This is a genomic window from Nitrospirillum viridazoti CBAmc (assembly GCF_000730165.1).
Lineage (GTDB): Bacteria > Pseudomonadota > Alphaproteobacteria > Azospirillales > Azospirillaceae > Nitrospirillum > Nitrospirillum viridazoti.
The window spans coordinates 1,491,552-1,509,109 of the sequence record NZ_CP022110.1 but is presented as its reverse complement, the minus strand read 5'-3'; the positions used below and the strand labels follow the sequence as shown (position 1 = coordinate 1,509,109).

Genomic DNA, 17,558 nt, shown 5'->3' with positions numbered 1-17,558 from the left:
TTGGCCACGACATCCCCAAAAGGCAGATGCGGCTTTAAATACGCTGGCTGCGACCATATCTCGCTTGAACGCGTTAACCCATTCACTTTATGTAGGCGCTTGTCAGCGCGCTATAAAGACGGCACGCTACTGATAATTGAACCCGCTGCATTACTCTCCCAAATAATATTCAAAGGAATATAAAATGTTGCATTATCCCGAGGAACGCCTCGCCCTCTTCATTGATGGGGCCAATTTATTCGCCGCCGCGCGCGCACTAAATTTCGATATCGATTATAAGCGTTTGTTGAATTTCTGCGGGAAGCGTGGACGCCTGATTCGCGCCTTCTATTATACCGCGCTGGTTGAAGACCAGGAATATTCGCCGATTCGGCCGCTGGTCGACTGGCTGGACTATAACGGCTATACCATGGTCACGAAGCCGACCAAGGAATACACCGACGCATCCGGTCGCCGAAAGATCAAGGGCAACATGGACATCGAACTGGCCATCGATGTCATGGAGATGGCGCAGCATTTGGACCACATCATGCTGTTTTCCGGCGACGGCGACTTCCGTCGTCTGGTGGAGGCGGTGCAGCGCAAGGGCGTGCGCGTCTCGGTGATCAGCACCGTGCGCTCCACCCCGCCCATGATCGCCGACGAATTGCGCCGCCAGGCCGACAACTTCATCGAGCTGATGGATCTGGCGCCCGACATTGCCCGCGCCCACGCCCCCCGCCCGCCGGTAGAGCACGCGCAGCTTATCGACACCACGCCGGTGGAATGATATCCGGCGCCCACACGACACGTAACGGGCGCCCTTATCCCATGACACAGAACCCGACGCCGCCGGGGCATGACTGCCCCTTATGTCCCCGGTTGGTGGATTATCGCCTGCGCAACCGCGCGGCCTTCCCTGATAAATTCAACGGGCCGGTGCCGTCCTTCGGCGGCCTGGACGCCCGCCTGCTGGTGGTGGGCCTGGCCCCCGGCCTGCGCGGTGCCAACTTCAGCGGCCGTCCCTTCACCGGCGACTATGCCGGCGACCTGCTGTACGCCACCCTGCTGAAGTTCGGCTTCGCCACGGGCCAGTATCTGGAGCGGCCGGATGACGGCCTGACCCTGGTCGACGCGCGCATCACCAACGCCGTCCGCTGCGTGCCGCCCGAGAACAAGCCTACGCCGGAAGAATCGCACACCTGCCGCCCCTTCCTGGTGGCGGAACTGGAAGCGATGATCAGGCTCAAGGCCGTGGTGGCCCTGGGCTCAGTCTCCCACACCAGCGTCATCCGCACCTTCGGCCTGCGGCAGGCGGCCCACCCCTTCGGCCACGGCGCCCGGCACGACCTGGGCGGCGGGGTGACGCTGTTCGACAGCTATCACTGCTCCCGCTACAACACCAACACCGGCCGCCTGACCGACACCATGTTCGAGGACGTGTTCAAGGCCGTGCGCCAGTACCTGGGCACCTAAAGCGAAAGGCCGGAGTAAAGACCCCGGCCTTTTTTTATGTTCCGTATTAGCCCTTGGCCCGCATCAGGCGCGCCTTGTCGCGCTGCCAATCGCGTTCCTTCTCCGCCTCGCGCTTGTCGCCCTTCTTCTTGCCCTTGGCCACGCCGATCTCGACCTTGGCGTAGCCGCGATCATTGAAATAGATCGACAGGGGAATCAGGGTGACGCCGTCGCGACGGATGGAGGCGAACAGCTTGTCCATCTCGCGGCGGCGGACCAGCAGCTTGCGCGCCCGTTTGGGCTCATGCTGAAAGAAGCGGCCGGCCAACTGGTACTCCGGGAAATGGGCGTTGATCAGGTACAACTCCCCATCCCGCTCGCCGGCGTAGGACTCGGCGATGCTGACGCGGCCGGCGCGAAGCGACTTCACCTCCGTCCCGGTCAGCATGATGCCCGCCTCGATCGTTTCGGTAATGAAAAAATCGAAGCGGGCACGCCGATTTTGCGCGGCGTATTTATGTTCGTCGGCACGTGCCATGGCGGCTACCCGACCCTTTCCCTCAGCTCAGCAGGCCGGCGCCGACCAGGGCCGCGCGCACCAGCTCCTGAGTCGCCGGCGTGGTTTCCACCAGCGGCAGGCGCAGTTCCGGCCGGCATAGGCCCAGCAGGCTGGCGGCGTACTTCACCGGCGCCGGGCTGGTCTCCACAAACATGGCGTGGTGCAGCGGCATCAGCAGGTCGCGGATGCGGGCCATCTCCGCCAGATCGCCGCGCACCCAGGCGTTCTGCATCTCGGCGCACAGGCGCGGCGCCACGTTGGCCGTGACGGAGATGCAGCCGACGCCGCCCTGCGCCAGGAAGGCCGTGGCGGTGGCGTCCTCGCCCGACAGCTGGATGAAGTCGGCGCCCAGTTCCACCCGTGTGCGCAACGGCCGCACCAAATCAGCGGTGGCATCCTTCACGCCAACGATGTTAGGCAACGCCGCAAGGCGGGCCATGGTGGCGATCGACATGTCGATCACGCTGCGGCCGGGAATGTTATAAATGATGATGGGCAGGTCGGCCGCATCATGGATGGCTTTGAAATGCTGGTAGAGACCTTCTTGCGTCGGCTTGTTGTAGTAGGGCGTTACCACCAGGGCGGCGTCGGCGCCCACGGCCTTGGCGTGCTTGGTCAGGCTGATGGCCTCGGCCGTGGAGTTGCTGCCGGTGCCGGCGACCACGGGGACGCGGCGGTCCGCCACCTCGACGCACAGCTCGACCAGGCGGCGGTGCTCCTCATGGCTGAGCGTCGGCGACTCGCCGGTGGTGCCACAGGGGACCAGGCCATGCGTGCCCTCTTTCACCTGCCAGTCCACCAGGGCCTGAAAGGCGCGCTCGTCCACTTTACCGTCGGCGAACGGCGTGATCAGGGCGACGAGGGAACCGGCGAGGGCGGGCGTGGCGGTGGTCATCTCTGCAGTCTCCGTGGGCATTCGACCCGAAAGGCGCGAACCTTAGCGGCCCGGACCCTGGGTGACAAGCGACGAGAAAAGACCCCCTGGCCCCCGTTACGGCGGGGGCTGGCCGCCTTGATCCTACCGCTGTCCCTGCTGTGCGCGCCGATGGCGGCCATGGCCCAGTCTTCCAGCGATATCAGCACCTACCGTGCCGCCTTCAAGGCGGCCGACAGGGGCAAGTGGGCCGACGCCCACAAGCTGGCCGAGCGCGGGCATGACCCGCTGGGCGAAAAGGTCCTGACCTGGATGGATCTCGGCCGCGCCGACACCGATGCCAGCTTCCAGGAGCTGACGGACTTCATCGACAGGAATCCGGACTGGCCCGGCCTGGCGGCCCTGCGCCGCAACGCCGAAATCCGCATGCCCAATTTCGGCGACACGCCGACGCGCGACTGGTTCGACAAGCACCCGCCCCTGACCACCGCCGGCTTCATGCGTTACGCCGACAGCCTGCTGAACCTGGGCGACAGCGAGAAGGCCATCGGCCTGATCCGTGATCGCTACATCAAGGGCAACTTCGGCGTGGTGGACGAGCGGACGTTCCGCACCAAATACGTGGCCATCCTGCGCCCCGCCGACCATTGGGCCCGCCTGGACCGCCTGCTGTGGGAAAATGACGAGGAAGACGCGCGGCGCATGCTGCCCATCGTCGACCCTGGCCACCAGGCGGTGGCCCTGGCCCGCCTGGCCATGGCCGACCTGGACCCGGGCGTGGAGCGCCTGCTGCAGCAGGTGCCCGCCCCGCTGATGAGCGAACCCGGCATCACCTATGAGCGCCTGCGCTGGCGCCGCCGCAAGGAGATGGACGCCGGCGCGCTGGAAATCCTGGAGAACCTGCCCAAGGACGCGGGCCCCAAGAATGCCAATGGCGACCTGGGCCATCCCGAGGCCTGGTGGACGGAACGCCACATCCTGGCGCGCCATCTGATGGACCAGGGTCAGATGCAGCGCGCCTATCGCCTGGCGGCCAACCATGGCGTGACCGACGGCCTGGGCTTCATCCAGGCGGAGTTCCTGGCCGGCTGGCTGTCGCTGCAGTTCCTGAACAAGCCGGAACAGGCGCTGGAGCATTTCACCCGCCTGTATGAGGGGGTATCCTCGCCCGTCGGGCAGTCGCGCGGCGCCTATTGGGCCGGCCGCGCCTGCGAGAAGCTGGGCAACCCGGAACGCGCCCGCCAGTGGTATGAGCTGGGGGCCCGCTACGGCAGCACCTTCTACGGCATGATGGCGCAGGAGAAGCTGGGCCAGGCGGAGGCTATCCCCATCGCCCCCACACCCTCCGTCGAGGCCCGCGCCAAATTCGAGAAGAATGAACTGGTGCGCGCCGCCCGCCTGCTGGACAAGGTGCTGACCGAGGACGACGACCGTGTGGACCTGTTCCTGCGCAAGCTGTCGCAGGACGCCAAGGCGCCGGACGACTTCGTGCTGGTGGCCAAGGCGGCGCTGGAAATGCACCGCCGCGACCTGGGCGTGGGCATCAGCCGGCTGTCGCTGAACAAGGGTATCGTGCTGGCAGACGCCGGATATCCCATCGTCTCCAGCCACCTGCCGGCGCAGCCGGAACCGGCGCTGATCCACGCCCTCATCCGCCAGGAAAGCAGCTTCAAGGTCGACGTGGCCAGCGGTGCCGGCGCCCTGGGCCTGATGCAGCTGATGCCGCCCACGGCGCAGCAACTGGCCAGGCGCGAGGGCATGAAATATACGGTCGCCAAGCTGACCCACGACCCCGACTTCAACATCCGCTTGGGCAGCGTGTTCGTGCAAGATTTGCTGGACCGTTTTGGCGGCTCCTACGTCCTGGCCATCGCCGCGTACAACGCCGGCCCCGGCCGGGTGGCCAACTGGCTGCGCGACTATGGCGACCCGCGCATCGAGGCGGTGGATCCGGTGGACTGGATCGAGACCCTGCCCTTCTACGAAACGCGCAACTATGTCCAGCGCGTGCTGGAGAACCTGCACGTCTACCGCATCCGCATGGGGGGGCGCCAACTGCCCATGACCACGGACTTGAAGCGGGGCACGGCCGGTTGATGTCCAATCGGCAACACTATTTTGGTTAATTCGCGCAAAAGGTTAGGGGGGAAACCCTCAGACCCAATGTTAACTTGCGATTAACGACGAACGCCATATCCTACCCGGGTAAACAGTTCCCGGTAGGTACGCGCTATGGCCTCTGTTCCCCTGGCTCCGCAGCCGCTTCCCGCCGCCCTGCTGCGGGCGGCCGTCATTCATCATCGTCTTGTCGACGCCTTCATCCAGTTGACGCGGACTGAGCTGGCGCGCCAGCGCGATGATTACGCCCGCGACAGCCTTAATGAATTGCTGGACGTGTTGAAGGCCCAACTCGCCGTTTACGGACCGGACGCCGTAGTCCCCTCGCCGGCAGGGGTGCTGACGGGGATGCCCACGGGGCTGGAAGCCGCCAATCTACCCTAACCTACGCGATTAGGAGGCGCCGGGGCTTGGCGCCCACGGGAACAGTGGCGCGAGTCGGCGCGCATACTCGTCTGTGCCTGAACTTTTCAGCCGTGATACCCCTGGCATCACTGCCTCTCCCCGGTGTTCGCGATTGTTTCAGGGACTGAAAGGATGAATACTATTGTATTCTTTCAGCTAAACAGCTCTAAAGAAGGAAACAGCAGGGGAAGGTTGAGTGTGGGAAGACAATGCCAGTTGTCAGCGCCAAGGCGCCTTCATACTCTCGCCCCAATTCAGGCTTCCTACCTTAGTAGGTTATGCTGTCGTCCCATCCGATGATCTCAGATGGCGCGTCATCGACTTGGAGTAGTGCCCATGCCCCGTAGGACTAAGAACACGGTTGTTGCCGAACTTGAAGGCAAAATTGAGAACCACGTTGCCAGCCGCATCCGTTTGCGCCGCGGTCTTCTGGGGATGAGCCAGTCGGATCTGGCCCGCGCCTTAGGCATCACCTTCCAGCAGGTGCAGAAATACGAGCGGGGTTCCAACCGCGTCTCGGTGGGCAAGCTGTATCGCCTGGCCGAAATCCTGGACGTGCCGCTGACCTTCTTCTTCGACGACCTGGAAAGTGGCGCCGACCGCCCCGCCCCCACCACCTTCAGCGCACCGGACGAGGGCTCGCCGCTGCTGTCGCGCCGCGACCTGGACCTGCTGCGCGCCTGGCGCAACGCCCCGGCGGATATCGCCGACTGCGTCGCCGGCCTGCTGCGCGCCGTGTCGCAGGATGAGGACGGTGCCGGAACCGCCCCGGCCGCAGCCTCCACCGCTGCCTCTGGCGACGGCGAGGAAGACACCGGCGGCGACGCCAAACCCGCCCGCCGCCGCCGTGGCGCCGTGTGGGACCCCGCCGACATGTACAAGGCCGCCAAAGCGCCCAAGCGCGGCAAGTCAGCCCCCACGCCGCCGTAAGGCCAGCACACGATCCCTTCATGGGGACGGCTTCAGGTCGAAGACGGGCGCGGCGGGCAACTGCCGCGCCCGTCTCGTCTCAATTCAGGCAATTGGACATGATCGACTTCACTATCGCGTGATCCAAGCCGCCTAACCCTTCCCCCCTTGCGGCCCATCCATCGCCCGGCGTATCCGCTCGTAAAGCGAGGTGCGCGCCAGGGCGGCGTCCAGGCGGTCGAGCATCGACATCACGTCCGCCACCTCGGCGTTGAGTTCCACCGCGACCACGTCCATCGCCGCCCAGACGGGCGCCAGTTGGCGGTACAGCGCTCGCCCCTGATCGGACAGGTCAAGCCGCCGGCTGCGCGCGTCGCGAGGGTCCGCTTGCGCCTGGATGAGGCCCGCCGCCTCCAGGGAGCGGCGCGTCTGGCTGACGGATGGCTGGGTGATGCCCAGGGCCCGCGCCAGTTCCGCCACCGACGCCGGCCCCTGCTCGGCCAGGTGTTCCATCACCCCCCACCACCGCTGTTCGAACACGACCCCCAGGTCGGCGTAAACCCGGCCGGCGTCCTGGTCCATGCGTTCGACCAGGCGGCGCAGACGGCCGCCGATGGCCAGGGGGCCGCGCTTGCGGGTGTGATCCGTCGCCATCGGTTCCTCATTCTTGTATTTACATAGGCGCCTAATTAATATCAGCGCCATCCGGGATTGGATATCACCTGGATGCGAAAACAGCGAAGGGGGGATCATGCGACACGCTTCCGGCATGTTGATGGGGCGCCGTGTTCGGGCCTTGGCGCTTCTTTGTGGCTCGACCTTGGGCGCCTTGGCCTTGGGCGTCTTGACCTCGGGCGTCCTGGCGCTCGTCCCTCCCCCGGCGACCGCGCAGCCCGCCGTCCAGGCCAGTTATTCCCCCGACCAGGTGCTGGCGGACCTGGACATGCTGTATCAGCGGTTGAAGGCCGACGCCTTCGACCTCTACGCCTTCACCCCTGAGGCGGAGATGGACAGCCTCTACCAGACGCTGCGGGCGGGGATCACGGGGCCCATGACGCGCAGCGAGGCCGAGGCGCGCTTCCAACGCCTCGTGGCGATGGCCCACCAGGGGCATGCACGGGTCGAGGGCGTCTACGGCGCCTGGGCGGCCTACCGGAAGGCGGAGGGGCGCGCGTTCCCCTTCATGGTCCGCATCCGCGATGGCCGCCTCCATATCGCCGCCAATCTCAGCGACGTTCCACATCTGCCCCGGGGCGGTGAGATCCTGGCCATCGACGGGGTGCCGGCGGCACGCTGGCTGGAGCGCACGCGCGCTCATGTCTCGGCCGAGACGACGGCGCTGGCGGACAGCATCCTGGAATATGATTTCCCCATGTACCTCTGGGTGGAAGCCGGCGCCCGGTCCGGTTTCAAGGTCCGCGTGAAGACGGCCGACGGCGACGCATTCGACACTGACGTCGCCGCGCGAACGGCATCGGAAATCGCAGCGGTTGCCGGCCGGCAGCCGCCCCGCCTGGACCTGGAGCATCCCCTGCGGGACGCCCGGATCCTGGCCAATGGCGTCGGCTATCTGCGCCCCGGCCCGTTTTATAATGAGGCCGCCAAGACCGGCGCGGACGAGTGGGATGTGACCGCGTTCCGGACGTTCATCAACAACGCCTTCGGCATGTTCGCGGCCAAGGACGTGCACCGTCTGATCATCGACCTTCGCGGCAATCCCGGCGGCGACAGCCTGTTCAGCGACGTCATGGTCTCCTGGATCGCCGACCGGCCCTATCGCTTCTTTTCATCGTTCAAGATACGGGTCAGCGCCGACGCCGTCACGGCGAACCAGGACCGCATCCTGCACGACGCGGTCGCGGCTGGCCCCATCTCCCGCCGCTTCGCCGATTTGTACGCCACGGCCCATCCCGGCGCCGTCGTGGACTTCACCCTTCCGGAAACACAGCCCAATCCGGGCGGACGGTTCCAAGGCACGGTGTACGCCCTGATCGACCGGCACACCTATTCCAACGGGGTGGCCGTCGCCGCCACCATCCAGGACTATGGGTTCGGCAAGGTCCTGGGGGAGGCGACCACCGACATGGCGACTGCCTATGGCGCCATGGAACGGTTCACCCTGCCCGCCACCGGCATCACCGTGGGCTTTCCCAAGGCGCACATCGTGCGGCCCAACGGCGACACGCGGCCCCGGGGGGTGACGCCGGACATCGCCATCCCGGCGCCGTTGATCGAAACGCCCGACGACGCCATGCTTCAGCGCGCGGCGGAGATCGCCGCCACGGGCCCAGCCCGACACTGAAAGTCCGGCTCAACCTTTCTTCACGAACTCCGCCCGCAGCACCAGGCCCTTGATGGTCTCGTGGCGGCAGTCGATCTCCTGCGCGTCGCCGGTCAGGCGGATGGACCGTATGACCGTGCCGCGCTTCAGCACCTGGTTGGCGCCTTTTACCTTCAGGTCCTTGATCAAGGTGACGCTGTCGCCGTCGGCCAGCAGGTTGCCCACGGAATCCCGCACCTCGACTGTACTGGCCGCCGCCGCGTTGGCCGCCGCTTGGCTGGCCGGGATCCATTCGCCGCTGGCTTCGTCGTAAACGAACTCTTCATCGGCCGAACTGTTCATTGGGAACCTCAATCTCTGGGTATGAGCCACCGTCGCCCGGGGACGCCGAGACGGCGCGGGCGCGGTAGCGTGGGTGGGCCTATCGCTTGGCCGGTAGATCAGGGCGCCGGCACGCCGCCGGGAAGGTAGCGGACGGACCGGCGGCCGTCACTCCCGAAAGCCCCGCCGGTGCTATAATGGCGGCACAACGGCGTTGTTTCATTCAGGGGGCCCACCTCATGACCGACCTTCCCCAGGACCTCCAGGGCACGCGTGTGCTGGTTTGCGCGGCGGAGGGGCCGCCGCTGACCGGCGACCAGGACGCAGTGCCCCTGATCGGCCTGGCGTGGGAGCATGGCGCCCGGGTGGTGGCCATCCCCCTCGGCCGCCTGGCCCCCGGCTTCCTGACCCTGGCCACGGGCCAGGCCGGGGCCATCATCCAGAAGTTCGCCAACTACCAGCTGCGCCCCGTCATCGTGGGCGACGTCAGCGCCTGGACGGCCGGCAGCGGGGCCCTGCGCGATTTCATCTATGAGGCCAATCGGGGCCAAGTCGTGTGGTTCGTAGATGATCTGGCGGCGCTGGAACGGCGGCTGGCGGCATGAACGGCCGGCATCGTTACGTGCCCGGAACCAGAAACGACAAAGCCGCCCCGAGGGGCGGCTTGTCCGTTCACTTAGCCCATGATGTGGCTTGCGCTAAGTGATGGCGGAGGGGATGGGATTCGAACCCACGGTACCAGTTTCCCGGTACGACGGTTTAGCAAACCGTTGCCTTCAGCCACTCGGCCACCCCTCCGTCCACCGACTGTCGTCGGCGGTTCGCGTATGTACTCGGGCGGCGGCCCCCTTGTCAACGATAACGGTGAGGAAAAATCGCCGGAAAATGAAAAGGGGGACCGACCGGCCCCCCTGCCCACGCCATCCCCGGGAAAACCCCGGTGCGGCACGCCATTTTTCCTGCCGGACCAAGGCGCAAGGGCCCGGTCCTAACCTTAAGCCTGCGCTTCAGCCCTTCAGCTTGGCGGTCAGGATCTCGTTCACCAGGGCGGGATTCGCCTTGCCCTGGGTGGCCTTCATGACCTGCCCCACGAAGAAGCCGAACAGCTTGTCCTTGCCGCTGCGGAACTCCGCCACCTTGTCGGCGTTGGCCGCCATCACGGCCGCAATGGCCTGGTCGATGGCGCCCGTGTCGGTCACCTGGCGCAGCCCCTTCTCCTCCACGATCTGGGCGGCGGGCTTGCCCGTCTCCAGCATGTCGGCGAACACCTCCTTGGCGATGCGGCCGGAGATGGTGTTGTCGGCGATCAGGTCGATCAGGCCGCCCAGCGCCGCGGCGCTGATGGGCGAACTGTCGATATCGGCACCCGTCTTGTTCAGGGCGCCCAGTAGGTCGCCGATGACGAAGTTGGCAGCCTGCTTGGGATCGCGGCCCCGGGCCACCTCTTCATAGAAGTCGGCGCGCGAGCGCTCGGCCACCAGCACGCCGGCGTCATAGACCGGCAGCTTGTAGTCGGCCATGAAGCGGGCCTTCTTCTCATCCGGCAGTTCCGGCAGGGTGCGCTTGATCTCCTCGACCCAGCCGGCGTCCAGTTCCAGCGGCAGCAGGTCCGGGTCGGGGAAGTAACGGTAGTCGTGCGCCTCTTCCTTGGAGCGCATGGACCGCGTCTCGCCCTTGTTCGGGTCCCACAAGCGGGTTTCCTGCACCACCACGCCGCCATCCTCGATCAGCGCCACCTGGCGCTGGGCCTCGTACTCGATGGCCTGCTGGACATAGCGGATGGAGTTGACGTTCTTCGTCTCCGTCCGGGTGCCATACTTCTCACCCGGCTTGCGCACCGACACGTTGATGTCGCAGCGCATGGAGCCTTCCTCCATGTTGCCGTCGCAGGTGCCGAGATAGCGCAGGATGGTGCGCAGCTTGCGCAGGTAGGCGGCGGCCTCCTCCGGCGTGCGCATGTCGGGTTCCGACACGATTTCCATCAGGGCGACGCCCGACCGGTTCAGGTCGATGTAGGTCTTGGTCGGATTCTGGTCGTGCAGGCTCTTGCCCGCGTCCATCTCCAAATGCAGGCGGGTGATGCCCACCTCGCGGGTGGAGCCGTCCGCCAGGTCCAGCACGATGGTGCCATGGCCGACGATGGGCTGCTGGAACTGGCTGATCTGGTAGCCGGAGGGCAGGTCGGCGTAGAAGTAGTTCTTGCGGTCGAAGACCGAGCGCAGGTTGATCTGCGCCTTCAGGCCCAGGCCCGTGCGCACCGCCTGCTCCACGCAGACCTCGTTGATCACCGGCAGCATGCCGGGGAAGCCCGCGTCCACGAAGCTGACTTGGCTATTGGGCGCGGCACCGAAGGCGGTCGCCGCCCCGCTGAACAACTTGGCATTGGAGACGACCTGGGCGTGGACCTCCAGCCCGATCACCACTTCCCATTCGCCCGTCTCGCCTGCAATCCGATAAGCCATCGTCTTCGCCATCAAGTCCAATCATGGAGTGAGGGGTTTTCATGGCCGGAATCGCGTAAAAACGCAACCGGCTTGGGCGACGGTGCAGCCCGGCGCCCACCAGGGCCGTCCCCATGGTCGCCCCGAATCACCCACTAAAAGTTGCGGCGAGAGAGTCGTTATTTTATTTTCAATGGTGAATAAGTATGGAAATTCGGCGCGGAAATTAAGACATCATCAACCGGTTGCCCATTACCTACGGCTTAACTCTTTCCGTAACAGGATCGTCACGATGCTCCAGTCCCTCAAGATCGCCCACAAGCTGGGCCTGGCCGTCCTGCTTTTCCTGGTTCCCGTGGGCTACCTGCTGTACGCCTTGATCGCACAGCAGCAGATATCCATCGATTTCGCGGCCAAGGAACTGGCCGGCACCGCCTACCTCAGGGGCTTGCAGACCGTGCAGGCCCGCCTGGCCGCCGCGGAAACGGGCGGGGCCGCGGTGGATGCGGCCGGCAGCGCCGCCACCGTGCGCCAGTTGCAGGCCGCCTGGGGCCAGGACATGGAGAGCGCCGCCAAGGCGGATGAGCTGGTGGCGGCCCTGGGCAAGAAGGACGGGGGCAGCAGCCCCGCCACCCGCGCGGCCTTGCGCGCGCTGATCGCCCAGATTGGCGACAAGTCCAACCTGATCCTGGATCCGGACCTGGACAGCTTCTATGTCATGGACATCGTCCTGGTCAAACTGCCCGACCTGCAGGACCAGACCACGGGCCTGCGGGCAGTGACGCATCAGGCGGGGGACAACAAGGTCGACCTGTTCGTCGCCCTGGGCGGGGTCAAGGCCCTGCTGTCCGGCGTCGATTCCTCCGCCACCTCGGCTTACGGCGGCAATGCGGACGGCAGCGTGAAGAAGGCCCTGGAGGCCCCGGTCGCCGCCCTGCAGAAAGCCGCCGGCGCGCTGACCGCCGGCGCCGAGAAGGGCAGCGTCGCCGACGCGGAAACACTGTCGGCGCTGAAGACGCAGGATGCCCTCTACACGGCCGCGTCGGCCGACCTGGAACGCCTGCTGAACGCGCGGATCAGCGGCTTCAAGGCGACGCAGCTGCGCGTGCTGCTGATCTCGCTGGCGCTGTTCGCGGTCGCCGGCGGCGCCGTCTACCTGGTGGTGCGCCGCTTCGTCATCACCCCGCTGAGCGACCTCACCGGCGCCATGTCGGGTCTGGCGCAAGGCCGCCTGGACACCAGCATCGCCCACGCCGACAACGGGGACGAGGTCGGCGCCATGGCCCGCGCCCTGGTCGTCTTCAAGGAAAACGCCCAGCGCACCCACGCGCTGGAAGCAGCACAAACCCTGGAACAGGAAAAGCGGCTGCGCCGCCAGCAGGCGCTGGAAACCCTGACCAAGGATTTCCAGCTGGCCATCAGCGCCGAGTTGCGTGGCATGGCCGCCGCCGCCACGGAACTGGAGGCCACCGCCGGCTCACTGGCCAGCCAGGCCGACAACACCGCCGCCCGCACCCAGGCCGCCGACGACAGCGCCGCCCGCGCCACGGCCAACACCCAGACGGTGGCGGCGGCGACGGAGCAGCTGGCCGCCAGCAGCAACGAGATCGGCGCGCAGGCGGAGCAGACGGCCGCCACCACCAAGACGGCGGTGCAGGAGGCGGACCACGCCCGCAACGTGGTGGATGAACTGGCCACCGTGGCCGAGAGCGTGAACGAGGTGGTGCGCTTCATCCAGACCATCGCCGCGCAAACCAACCTGCTGGCGTTGAACGCCACCATCGAGGCGGCACGCGCCGGCGAGGCCGGCAAGGGATTCGCCGTGGTGGCGACCGAGGTCAAGAGCCTGGCCAACCAAACGGCACAGGCGACGGAAGACATCCAGGCGCGGGTCGGGGGCGTGAAGGCCGCGGCCGACAACGCCATCGGCATCATCAACCGCATCGCCACCACCATCGGCGTTGTCGACGGCAATTCCGGCGCCATCGCCGCCGCCGTCAGCCAGCAGAGTGCCGCCACCAGCGAAATCAGCCGCAACGTCGCGGAGGCCGCGGCCCGTACGCAGGAGGTGACCGAGTCCCTGACCCTGGTACGGGACAGCGCGGAATTCACCAAGGAAGCCTCGGGGCAATTGCTGGTCGCGGCCAACGAGCTGTCGCGGCAGTCGGAGCAGCTGCGCACCGACGTGGAACATTTCCTGGTCGCCATGCAGACGGCCGAGGATCGCCGCCAGTTCGACCGCCACGACATCGACCTGCCGGCCCGCGTGGGGGCGCCGGGGGCCGCCCTTTCCGGTCCCGCGACGCATCACCTGGTCAATATCGGCCGGGGCGGCTGCGCCGTGATCGGCCCCGCCATCGGCGGCGCCGGCCATGAGGTCGAGATCGACCTGGATGGCCGCCGTTTCCGGGGACGCGTCACCGCCCAGGAGGGCGACACCACGCGGGTCCAGTTCCGCTTGACCGATGAAGCCGCCCAGGCGGTGGATGCCCTGGTGGCCCGACACCAGGCCGCAGCCTGATCACGCGCCCTTTCAGGCCGAGGATACCCGTAAAGGTGGGGCGGCCGAACCACTGGATCCGAACAATCGGGAATCCAATACCTATAAGTATAGAGTTGGGGATGTGGGGTTAATCCTAACGATTTCTTCAGGCTAACTGGCGAAGATGGCCGCTGAAGAATCGTGAGGTCGGGATGCGTTCTCAGAATTCGCCGTCATTCTCCAGCAACGGCGATATCCATCCCGCCCCTTTCCCCTGGCGGCTGCCGGGCGCCGATGGCGTGCCTGCCGGCTTCAGCCACCTTGCCCTATTTTTACCCTTGCTGGTCCTGGCATTGGCGCTGGTCGGCGGCGCGATGGTCGCCCGCCTCACCGATGCCCATAACCGCGCCCTGGCCGCGGACAGCCTGTCAGCGCGCGCCGGCGAAATGACGGAAGACCTGCGCCAGCAGCTGACACTGTACCAATACGGCCTGCACGGCGCTCGCGGCGCGGCGGTCGTCGCCGGATTGGATTCCCTGACCGCGGACCAGTTCCGCCGCTACAGCCAAACACGCTCCTTGGAGACAGAATTTCGCGGGGCGACGGGTTTCGGCATCGTGCGGCGGGTGCCCATCGCCGAGGAGGACGCCTTCGTCGAGCGGGAGCGTCTTGACGGCCGTCCGGGATTCCGCATCTGGGAACTCAAGCCCCACGATGGCGAACACGCCGTCATCCAGTTCGTTGAGCCTGAAGGCGTGAACGCCACCGCTGTGGGCCTGGACATCGCCTCGGAACCCGCACGCCATGCGGCCGCCATAGCCGCCATGCGGTCGGGCGAACCCCGCCTGACCGCCCCCATTTCCCTGGTGCAGGCCCCGGGGGACAACGGCGGCTTCCTGCTGCTGTTGCCCATCTACCGGCAGGGGGCGGATCTCGCCACGCCCGGCGCGCGCGAAGCCGCGACGATGGGGTGGGCCTATACCCCCTTCCTGATCAGCAAGATGATCGCCGGATCAGAACTGGTACGGACGGACGTCGGCTTCACCCTGAGCGACGTGACCGACGGCCCGGGCGCTCTCCCCTTCTACCAAACCCCCTTTCCCGCCATAGGCTACGTCGATGCCTTGGTCCACGATGATCGCCTGTCCATATTCGGCCGCCAATGGCTGATCCATTATCAGGCGACGCCCATCCTGCGGCAGGCCCTGAACCTCACGCCGCCCTTGCTGGCGGCGGGCCGCGTTGGTGTCGCCGGCGTCCTGCTGGCCTTGCTGACGCATCTCTACATGGCGAACCATGCCCGCCGGCTGGCGGCTGGCCGGGAGCAGGCACGCCAGACGGACATGCTGGAGCGGGAGGTCAAGGCCCGCACGGCCGACCTGGCACAGCGGGAGGCCCGGTTCAAGACGCTGACGGAGCTGTCCACCGACTGGTACTGGGAAACCGACGGTGAAGGCCGCTTCACCGCCGTGTCGCAAGGCGTCTCCCGCATCGGGCAGGATCACCGGAGCCTGATCGGCAAGACCCGGCGGGAATTGTCAGCCGACGCTACAGACCCGCGCCTTGACCAATATGAGGATTTCGTTCGCCGCGGGCAGTCCTTCCGCGACCTGCGCTATGACCTGAGGGGCAACGACGGCGCCTTGCGCCATATCGTCATCAGCGGCACGCCCATCCTGGACGCCGCAGGCGCCTGCATCGGCTACCGCGGGTCGGGGCGCGACGTCACCGAACAGCTGCGGGCCGAGGAGGCGCTGCGCGCCACCTCATCGCGCCTGGCCTTGGCCACCAAGGCCAGCGGCATCGCCATCTGGGAATACGACGTGGCCACGCGCCGCCTGGATTGGGACGACCAGATGTTCCAACTCTATGGCGCGCGGCGCGGCGATGACGATTGCTTTTCCATCTGGCGGACGCATTGCCAGCCGGACGACGCGGCCCGCCTGGCGGCGGAGTTCCGGCGCGTGCTGGATGGGAGCGCCGACCTGGACACGGAATTCCGGGTGGTGCGGCCCGACAGCGGCATACGCCATGTGAAGGGCGCCTCGATCACCGACAGGGACGCCGACGGCCGGCCCGTCCGCATCATCGGCGTGAACTGGGACATCACCGAGGTGCGCGACCGCGAGGCCGCCCTGGTCGCGGCCCAGGCCGCCGCCGAAGCGGCCAGCCGGGCGAAAACCGATTTCCTGGCCAATATGAGTCATGAAATCCGCACGCCGATGAACGCCGTCCTGGGCCTGACCCAACTGCTGGCGGACTCCCGGCTGGCCGCGCAGCAACGGGACTTCGTCACCAAGATCTCCTCGGCCGGCCGCAGCCTGATGGCGCTGATCAACGACATTCTCGACTTCTCGAAGGTGGAGGCGGGGCAGCTGGATCTTGAGCACGCCCAATTCAAACTGCCCGACCTGGTGGACGGGCTGGTGTCGCTGGTGTCGGTCAACGCCGATGAAAAGAAGCTCGCCCTGGCGGCGGCCATCGCGCCCCACACGCCGGTGATGGTGATGGGTGACCGCCTGCGCTTGCAGCAGGTGCTGCTGAACCTGCTGGGTAACGCCATCAAGTTCACCCAAGCCGGCAGTGTGATGCTGAATGTCCGCGCCGTCGCCTGGCCCCGGTCGGACCGGGTGGCGCTGCGTTTCTCGGTGACCGACAGCGGCATCGGCATTCCCGCCCACGCCATCCCCACCCTGTTCAGCGCCTTCACCCAGGCCGATAGCTCGACCACCCGCCGCTATGGTGGCAGCGGCCTGGGGCTGGCCATCAGCAAGCGCCTGGTCACCCTGATGGGCGGCGAGATCGGGGTGGAAAGCCAGCCCGGCGCCGGCAGCACCTTCTGGTTCATCGTACCCCTGGACTTGGCGTCGCCGGCGCACGCGGCGGGCCAGGCGAACCGCACCGCGCCGCCGCCGGACGCCGCCGCGAGCGCCCCCCGGTCGCACAGGACCAAGCGGCTGAAGGGGCTGCGCCTGCTGATGGTGGAGGACAACAGCATCAACCAGGAGGTGGGCCGGCTGATCCTGGAGCGCGAGGGGGCCAACGTCACCATCGCCGCCGACGGCGCCCAGGCCCTGGCGCGGCTTCGGGCCCGCCCCGATTCCGTGGACCTGGTGCTGATGGACATGCAGATGCCGGTGATGGACGGTTATGAGGCCACCCGCCTGATCCGGCAGGAACCGGGCCTGGGCACGCTGCCCGTCGTGGCGCTGACCGCTGGCGTCCTCGATGCGGAACGTGCCCGCGCCTACGCGGCTGGAATGACCGACTTCATGACCAAGCCATTCGATCTGGAGCAGATGGTCGCCACCATCCTCCGCCACGCGCCGACGATCACGGCGCCTCGCCAAGGCCGCCGCGGCGCGGCCGCGCCGTCGCCCGACCGATTGGCGCGTTTGCGCACCGTCCTGCCTGACCTGGACGAACGCCTTGAGGCCATGGGCCTTGAGGACAATCAGGACCTGTACCTCAGTCTGATCGAGCGTTTCGTACAGGAGTTCGCCGACGTGGCGCCGGAACTGCGCCAGGCAGTGACGGACGACAGGCCCGCCGACGCGGCCCGCCGACTTCACACCTTACGCGGCACGGCCAGCCAGATCGCCGCCCATGGCGTGGTCACGGCCGTAGCGGCGGCGGAACATGCGCTGGCGCACCAGAACTGGGCGGTATGGGACGCCAGCCTCAACATACTGGCGACAGCCATGGGCAAGCTGGCGGCGGCCGTGAGGTGACGA

14 protein-coding genes and 1 tRNA gene are annotated in these 17,558 nt (G+C 66.6%); 9 read left to right on the top strand and 6 right to left on the bottom strand.

Going from position 1 to position 17,558, the window contains the following annotated elements:
• The first annotated feature begins 184 nt into the window (after positions 1 to 184).
• Both Y958_RS06970 and Y958_RS06965 read left to right on the top strand, forming a co-directional pair.
• The gene (locus Y958_RS06970; protein WP_088871427.1) at positions 185 to 769 is read left to right on the top strand and encodes a LabA-like NYN domain-containing protein; all 585 of its coding nucleotides are present in this window, start codon (positions 185 to 187) and stop codon (positions 767 to 769) included.
• Positions 770 to 810: 41 nt separating this feature from the next.
• The gene (locus Y958_RS06965; RefSeq protein WP_186291099.1) at positions 811 to 1,455 is read left to right on the top strand and encodes a uracil-DNA glycosylase; all 645 of its coding nucleotides are present in this window, start codon (positions 811 to 813) and stop codon (positions 1,453 to 1,455) included.
• Positions 1,456 to 1,501: 46 nt separating this feature from the next.
• Here the strand turns inward: Y958_RS06965 and smpB are convergent, their stop codons facing one another.
• Entirely contained in the window at positions 1,502 to 1,972 is a 471-nt protein-coding gene (gene smpB / locus Y958_RS06960) for an SsrA-binding protein SmpB (protein ID WP_004272619.1), read from the bottom strand.
• Between the two features lie 22 nt (positions 1,973 to 1,994).
• A complete protein-coding gene (gene dapA / locus Y958_RS06955) occupies positions 1,995 to 2,888 on the bottom strand; it encodes a 4-hydroxy-tetrahydrodipicolinate synthase (RefSeq protein WP_004272620.1) in 894 nt (297 codons plus the stop codon).
• Positions 2,889 to 3,005: 117 nt separating this feature from the next.
• Here dapA and Y958_RS06950 point away from each other — a divergent pair, with 117 nt between their 5' ends.
• The 3 genes from Y958_RS06950 to Y958_RS06940 all read left to right on the top strand — a co-directional run bounded on the left by Y958_RS06950 (position 3,006) and on the right by Y958_RS06940 (position 6,320).
• Entirely contained in the window at positions 3,006 to 4,964 is a 1,959-nt protein-coding gene (locus tag Y958_RS06950) for a lytic transglycosylase domain-containing protein (protein WP_244909213.1), read from the top strand.
• A 135-nt stretch (positions 4,965 to 5,099) separates the two neighbouring features.
• On the top strand, positions 5,100 to 5,369 hold the full coding sequence (locus Y958_RS06945) for a hypothetical protein (RefSeq protein ID WP_088871426.1): 270 nt from the start codon (positions 5,100 to 5,102) through the stop codon (positions 5,367 to 5,369).
• A gap of 456 nt (positions 5,370 to 5,825) precedes the next feature.
• Complete coding sequence (locus Y958_RS06940; RefSeq protein WP_244909212.1) at positions 5,826 to 6,320, top strand: helix-turn-helix domain-containing protein; 495 nt, start codon at positions 5,826 to 5,828, stop codon at positions 6,318 to 6,320.
• A gap of 132 nt (positions 6,321 to 6,452) precedes the next feature.
• Here the strand turns inward: Y958_RS06940 and Y958_RS06935 are convergent, their stop codons facing one another.
• Positions 6,453 to 6,953 carry a MarR family winged helix-turn-helix transcriptional regulator gene (locus tag Y958_RS06935; protein ID WP_186291098.1) on the bottom strand — a complete coding sequence of 167 codons (501 nt, stop codon included), beginning with the start codon at positions 6,951 to 6,953 and terminating at the stop codon, positions 6,453 to 6,455.
• Positions 6,954 to 7,050: 97 nt separating this feature from the next.
• On the opposite strand from Y958_RS06935, the gene Y958_RS06930 reads away from it, so the two are divergent.
• Positions 7,051 to 8,601, top strand: a complete 1,551-nt coding sequence (locus Y958_RS06930; RefSeq protein ID WP_088871424.1) for a S41 family peptidase — start codon at positions 7,051 to 7,053, stop codon at positions 8,599 to 8,601.
• A gap of 9 nt (positions 8,602 to 8,610) precedes the next feature.
• On the opposite strand, the gene Y958_RS06925 is transcribed toward Y958_RS06930, so the two are convergent.
• On the bottom strand, positions 8,611 to 8,922 hold the full coding sequence (locus Y958_RS06925) for an alkylphosphonate utilization protein (protein ID WP_088871423.1): 312 nt from the start codon (positions 8,920 to 8,922) through the stop codon (positions 8,611 to 8,613).
• A gap of 218 nt (positions 8,923 to 9,140) precedes the next feature.
• Between Y958_RS06925 and Y958_RS06920 the strand changes: the two genes are divergently transcribed.
• The gene (locus Y958_RS06920; RefSeq protein WP_088871422.1) at positions 9,141 to 9,506 is read left to right on the top strand and encodes a DUF4180 domain-containing protein; all 366 of its coding nucleotides are present in this window, start codon (positions 9,141 to 9,143) and stop codon (positions 9,504 to 9,506) included.
• A gap of 101 nt (positions 9,507 to 9,607) precedes the next feature.
• Here Y958_RS06920 and Y958_RS06915 read toward each other — a convergent pair.
• Together Y958_RS06915 and gatB are read right to left on the bottom strand one after the other, a co-directional pair.
• Positions 9,608 to 9,699 (bottom strand) — tRNA-Ser (locus Y958_RS06915).
• Between the two features lie 209 nt (positions 9,700 to 9,908).
• Positions 9,909 to 11,363 (bottom strand): Asp-tRNA(Asn)/Glu-tRNA(Gln) amidotransferase subunit GatB, encoded by a 1,455-nt coding sequence (gene gatB / locus Y958_RS06910; RefSeq protein WP_004271736.1) that lies wholly within the window; start codon positions 11,361 to 11,363, stop codon positions 9,909 to 9,911.
• Between the two features lie 271 nt (positions 11,364 to 11,634).
• Here gatB and Y958_RS06905 point away from each other — a divergent pair, with 271 nt between their 5' ends.
• Together Y958_RS06905 and Y958_RS06900 are read left to right on the top strand one after the other, a co-directional pair.
• A complete protein-coding gene (locus tag Y958_RS06905; RefSeq protein WP_145727820.1) occupies positions 11,635 to 13,863 on the top strand; it encodes a methyl-accepting chemotaxis protein in 2,229 nt (742 codons plus the stop codon).
• A 173-nt stretch (positions 13,864 to 14,036) separates the two neighbouring features.
• Positions 14,037 to 17,555, top strand: a complete 3,519-nt coding sequence (locus Y958_RS06900; protein ID WP_088871420.1) for a CHASE domain-containing protein — start codon at positions 14,037 to 14,039, stop codon at positions 17,553 to 17,555.
• The last annotated feature ends 3 nt before the right edge of the window (positions 17,556 to 17,558 follow it).

Bases quoted from the DNA above. Each gene is read 5' to 3' on its own strand.
- Y958_RS06965 (WP_186291099.1), top strand. From the start codon at position 811: ATGACACAGAACCCGACGCCGCCGGGGCATGACTGCCCCTTATGTCCC.
- gatB (WP_004271736.1), bottom strand. From the start codon at position 11,363: ATGGCTTATCGGATTGCAGGCGAGACGGGCGAATGGGAAGTGGTGATC.
- dapA (WP_004272620.1), bottom strand. From the start codon at position 2,888: ATGACCACCGCCACGCCCGCCCTCGCCGGTTCCCTCGTCGCCCTGATC.
- smpB (WP_004272619.1), bottom strand. From the start codon at position 1,972: ATGGCACGTGCCGACGAACATAAATACGCCGCGCAAAATCGGCGTGCC.
- Y958_RS06930 (WP_088871424.1), top strand. From the start codon at position 7,051: ATGCGACACGCTTCCGGCATGTTGATGGGGCGCCGTGTTCGGGCCTTG.
- Y958_RS06940 (WP_244909212.1), top strand. From the start codon at position 5,826: ATGAGCCAGTCGGATCTGGCCCGCGCCTTAGGCATCACCTTCCAGCAG.
- Y958_RS06970 (WP_088871427.1), top strand. From the start codon at position 185: ATGTTGCATTATCCCGAGGAACGCCTCGCCCTCTTCATTGATGGGGCC.
- Y958_RS06905 (WP_145727820.1), top strand. From the start codon at position 11,635: ATGCTCCAGTCCCTCAAGATCGCCCACAAGCTGGGCCTGGCCGTCCTG.
- Y958_RS06945 (WP_088871426.1), top strand. From the start codon at position 5,100: ATGGCCTCTGTTCCCCTGGCTCCGCAGCCGCTTCCCGCCGCCCTGCTG.
- Y958_RS06900 (WP_088871420.1), top strand. From the start codon at position 14,037: ATGCGTTCTCAGAATTCGCCGTCATTCTCCAGCAACGGCGATATCCAT.
- Y958_RS06925 (WP_088871423.1), bottom strand. From the start codon at position 8,922: ATGAACAGTTCGGCCGATGAAGAGTTCGTTTACGACGAAGCCAGCGGC.
- Y958_RS06920 (WP_088871422.1), top strand. From the start codon at position 9,141: ATGACCGACCTTCCCCAGGACCTCCAGGGCACGCGTGTGCTGGTTTGC.
- Y958_RS06935 (WP_186291098.1), bottom strand. From the start codon at position 6,953: ATGGCGACGGATCACACCCGCAAGCGCGGCCCCCTGGCCATCGGCGGC.